Annotated in this window: 4 protein-coding genes and 1 pseudogene; 1 reads left to right on the top strand and 4 read right to left on the bottom strand. The window is 62.5% G+C overall.

The window, feature by feature from the left end; genetic code table 11:
* Positions 1 to 420: pseudogene (locus tag VF497_RS10030) on the bottom strand (hypothetical protein); the annotation flags it as partial.
* Positions 421 to 555: 135 nt separating this feature from the next.
* Between VF497_RS10030 and VF497_RS10035 the strand changes: the two are divergent.
* Positions 556 to 885 carry a hypothetical protein gene (locus tag VF497_RS10035; RefSeq protein WP_330888232.1) on the top strand — a complete coding sequence of 110 codons (330 nt, stop codon included), beginning with the start codon at positions 556 to 558 and terminating at the stop codon, positions 883 to 885.
* 1 nt (position 886) lies between these two features.
* Here VF497_RS10035 and VF497_RS10040 read toward each other — a convergent pair whose 3' ends face one another.
* From VF497_RS10040 to VF497_RS10050, 3 genes are all read right to left on the bottom strand, one after another.
* The gene (locus VF497_RS10040) at positions 887 to 1,489 is read right to left on the bottom strand and encodes a hypothetical protein (protein ID WP_330888234.1); all 603 of its coding nucleotides are present in this window, start codon (positions 1,487 to 1,489) and stop codon (positions 887 to 889) included.
* A 23-nt stretch (positions 1,490 to 1,512) separates the two neighbouring features.
* Complete coding sequence (gene lpdA, locus VF497_RS10045; protein ID WP_330888236.1) at positions 1,513 to 3,276, bottom strand: dihydrolipoyl dehydrogenase; 1,764 nt, start codon at positions 3,274 to 3,276, stop codon at positions 1,513 to 1,515.
* Between the two features lie 16 nt (positions 3,277 to 3,292).
* Positions 3,293 to 4,320: dihydrolipoyllysine-residue acetyltransferase (locus VF497_RS10050; RefSeq protein ID WP_330888238.1), on the bottom strand; the 1,028-nt coding region annotated here is incomplete at its 5' end.

The following is a 4,320-nucleotide window of genomic DNA, read 5'->3' on the forward strand; positions in this document are numbered from 1 at the left end:
CGGGGTCGGACGCAGGATCGTGCAGTCGACGCAACGTTTGCGCGCGGCCTGCATCAGCAAAGCCTCGCCAGTACGCAGGCGCTCGCTCAGGTCGCGCTCGGCCGCATCGACCGAATCGCGCTTGCTTTCCGCGCTCATCGAACTCAGGGCAACGACGCGGCGCACCGATGCGGGCGCCTCGCGCGCGAACCATGCCGCGAATGCGTCAAGCGGACCAAGGCTCAGCACGGTCCCGGCCGGTGGCAGCTCGGGCACTTCGCCGAAAAGATCGCCGCGTGACCATTCGATGTTTTCCGCGCCGGCGGGATTCGCCCGATCATCGCGGCTGATCGCGAACACGCGTTCGCCACGTGCAGCGAGCTGCGGCAACAAGAATTCGCCGACGACGCCGCTCGCGCCGAAAACCACCAGGGAAGACAAATCGAACTCCATCGCAGGGACGGCGAAGTCTAGCGCCGATGACGCCTGCGCCGCGCCGCGCAACATAAATTTCGCAAGCTGCAACGCGGCTTGCGCTATGCTGCACGTCATCCCGACATCGGCACGGAGTCAGGCATGATCGCTCGCATCTGGCGCGGAATCACGCTCAAGGAAAAGGCCGACGACTACCTCGCCTATCTCGACCGCACCGGCCTCGCCGACTACGCGAAAACGACCGGCAACCGCGGCGTCACCGTCCTGCGTCGCATCCAGGGCGAGCACTGCGAGTTCATGCTGATCTCGCTCTGGGAATCGATGAACGCCGTGCACGAATTCGCCGGCGAGAATCCCGAGAAGGCCGTCTACTATCCTGAGGACGAGCAGTACCTGCTGCAGATGGAGCCGTTGGTGCGGCATTACGAAGTGGCGCGGGAGATCAGCCCGGACGAATCCGCCGCTTCCTGACTTAGCGAGATTGCACGCGACGCAGAAGATTGAAAGGTTCGAATTTCACGTCTACACCTGAACCAACCACTTTGAGAGCCTTGATCTCGAAATCATACGGCACCTCGAAAGTTTGCTTGCCAAAGCCAAATAGAAGCTTGCCGGGAGACGTGGGGAGAATGGTGAATTCGATAGGTTTTCCCACCTCAAACTTGAGATCGAATGCTTCCTCCTTGGCGTTTTTCCCGTGCGTTATTATCGGGACGACCGTATTGGTTTTTCTGTCGACGTAGAACATTAGCGAAAACATCGGACGCTCCTTTTCCGTACCCGTGCCGAACATTGCGATTCGTGCAATGCTTCCCCATTTGTCGGTAGGCTTGCCATACACTTTGTCGATTTGCACGGTTGCTGCGATACCGTCGAATCCGTCGAGATCTAGACGCTCCCAATCCGTGTACTGACCAGAGTCTCCGCCGAGATTGAATCGATAGTGTTCCTTCGCTTCATACCTCCATTCCTGTGAAGAAAAAGCTTGATCGGTCTTCGATGTACTGATATCCGGCGCCGCGTCGGCCGAGACCCCAACAATCAACAGCAGCATCGCTGCGTACACCATTTTCATTTACTACCCCCTGAATGATCGCCCTACTTCCTCTTAGGAATGTAGAGATCCGTGATCGTACCTTCGTAGACTTCGGCCGCCATACCGATCGACTCGCCAAGCGTCGGATGCGGATGCACGGTAAGGCCGATGTCGGCGGCTTCGCAGCCCATTTCGATCGCGAGGCCAAGTTCGCAAATCAGGTCGCCCGCGTTCACGCCGACGATGCCGGCGCCGATGATCTTGTGCGTGGTCTCGTCGAAGATCAGCTTGGTGAAGCCTTCGGTGCGCGCGATGCCGATCGCGCGGCCGGAGGCGGCCCACGGGAACTTGCCGATGCCGTACTTGATGCCTTTCGCCTTGGCCTCGGTTTCGGTGACGCCAACCCAGGCCACTTCAGGATCGGTGTAGGCCACGCTCGGAATCACGCGTGCGACGAACTCGCTCTTCTGTCCCGCGCAGACTTCGGCGGCGACCTTGCCTTCGTGCGTCGCCTTGTGCGCGAGCATCGGCTGGCCGACGAGATCGCCGATCGCGAAGATGTGCGGCACGTTGGTGCGCATCTGCTTGTCGACCGGAATAAAGCCGCGATCGGTCACCGCGACGCCGGCCTTGTCCGCATCGATCTTCTTGCCGTTCGGCGAGCGGCCGATCGCGACGAGCACGCGATCGTAGAGCTGCGGCTCGGGCGCCTTCTCGCCCTCGAACGTCGCCTTCAAGCCTTCCTTGGTTGCTTCGATCTTGGCGACTTTCACCTTGAGGTGAATGCCGGCATAGCGCTTCGACAGACGCGTCGCGAGCGGCTTGACCAGATCCGGATCGGCGCCGGGCATGAGCTGATCCAACAGCTCGACCACAGTCACTTGCGAACCGAGCGCGTCATAGACGCAGGCCATTTCGAGGCCGATGATGCCGCCACCGACGACGAGCAGTTTCTTCGGCACGTCCTGCAGCAGCAACGCGTCGGTCGAATCCATCATGCGCGGGTCGTCCCAGGGGAAGCCCGGCAGCTTCACCGCTTGCGAGCCGGCGGCGATGATCGCCTTCTCGAAATGCACGAGTTTCTTGCCGTCCGCCGTGTCGACTTCGATCTCGTTCGGCGAAACGAATTTGCCGGTACCCTGCACGACGGTGACCTTGCGCTGCTTGGCCATGCCGGCAAGGCCGCCGGTGAGCTGCGCGACGACCTTGTTCTTGAATCCGCCTAGCTTGCCGATGTCGATCTTCGGCGCGCCGAAGTCGATGCCGATATCGCTTGCATGGCTCGCCTCGTCGATCACTTTGGCTGCGTGCAGCAGCGCCTTCGACGGAATGCAACCGACGTTGAGGCAGACGCCGCCGAGCGTCGCGTAGCGCTCGATCAGCACCGTGTTCATGCCGAGGTCGGCGCTGCGGAACGCGGCCGTATAACCGCCGGGGCCGGAACCAAGTACGACGACTTGGCATTCGATGTCGGCCTTGCGTCCGGATGCGCCCGCGGCTTTCGGTGCCGGCGTTGCGACAGGTGCTGCAGGCGCCGGAGCGGGCGCGGCTTTGGGCGCCTCGGCTTTCGTGGGCGCCGCATCCGCGCCTTCCGTTTCGAGAATCGCAACGACGTGCCCTTCGGAAATCTCGTCGCCGAGCTTGACCTTGATCTCCTTGACGACGCCCACGGCCGACGCGGGCACTTCCATCGTCGCCTTGTCCGATTCGAGCGTGACGAGGCCCTGATCCTTGGTCACCGCATCGCCCGGTTTGACCAGGATTTCGATGACGGGAACGTTGCTGTAGTCGCCGATATCGGGGACTTTGACTTCGGTAGTTGCCATTGTTTCGAGTCCTCGATCAGAGCATCGCGCGACGCATGTCGGCCAGCAGCTGGGCCAGATAGGCGGTGAAGCGCGCGGCGAGCGCGCCGTCGATCACGCGGTGGTCGTAGCTCAAGCTCAGCGGCAGGATCAGACGCGGCTGGAATGCCTTGCCGTCCCATACCGGCTTCATCGCCGACTTGGTCACGCCGAGGATCGCAACTTCGGGTGCGTTGACGATCGGCGTGAACGAGGTGCCGCCGATGCCGCCAAGCGAAGAGATCGAGATGCAGCCGCCCGACATTTCCGCGGGGCCGAGCTTGCCGTCGCGCGCCTTCGCCGCGAGCGCGGAAATTTCCTTGGCCGATTCGACGATGCCTTTCCTGTCGGCGTCCTTGAGCACCGGCACGACGAGGCCGTTCGGTGTGTCGGCGGCGAAGCCGACGTTGTAGTACTTCTTCAGCACGAGGTTTTCGCCGCTCGCGTCGAGCGAGGCGTTGAAGGTCGGGAATTTCTTCAGCGCGGCGACTATCGCCTTGATCAGGAAGCCGAGCATGGTGAACTTGACCCCGGCCTTCTCGTATTCCTTGTTCAGCGAGACGCGCAGCGCTTCGAGCTCGGTGATGTCGGCGTCGTCGTTGTGGGTGACGTGCGGGATCATCACCCAGTTGCGCGCGAGGTTGGCACCGGAAATCTTCTGGATGCGCGACAGCGGCTTGGTCTCGATCTCGCCGAACTTGGCGAAGTCGACCTTCGGCCACGGCAGCAGGTCGAGGCCCGCACCGCCACCGCCGCCTGCTGCGGCCTTCGGCGCCGAGGTTGCGCCGGAGAGCACGCCCTTGACGAATTTCTGCACGTCTTCCTTGCTGATGCGGCCCTTGCGCTCGCTGCCCTTCACTTGGGCGAGGTCGACGCCGAGCTCGCGTGCGAACAGACGCACCGCCGGGCTCGCGTACGGCACCTGGTCCGGCATCACGGCACTCGCGTCGAACGCGACCGGCGGCGTGCGCGGCGAGCCGGCGTCGCCCTTTGCAGGCACAGGCGCGGACGGCGCGGGTTCGCTCT

Origin of the sequence: Rudaea sp. (assembly GCF_036383415.1) — a bacterium.
Classification (GTDB): domain Bacteria; phylum Pseudomonadota; class Gammaproteobacteria; order Xanthomonadales; family Rhodanobacteraceae; genus Rudaea.

Bases quoted from the DNA above. Each gene is read 5' to 3' on its own strand.
- lpdA (WP_330888236.1), bottom strand. From the start codon at position 3,276: ATGGCAACTACCGAAGTCAAAGTCCCCGATATCGGCGACTACAGCAAC.
- VF497_RS10040 (WP_330888234.1), bottom strand. From the start codon at position 1,489: ATGAAAATGGTGTACGCAGCGATGCTGCTGTTGATTGTTGGGGTCTCG.
- VF497_RS10035 (WP_330888232.1), top strand. From the start codon at position 556: ATGATCGCTCGCATCTGGCGCGGAATCACGCTCAAGGAAAAGGCCGAC.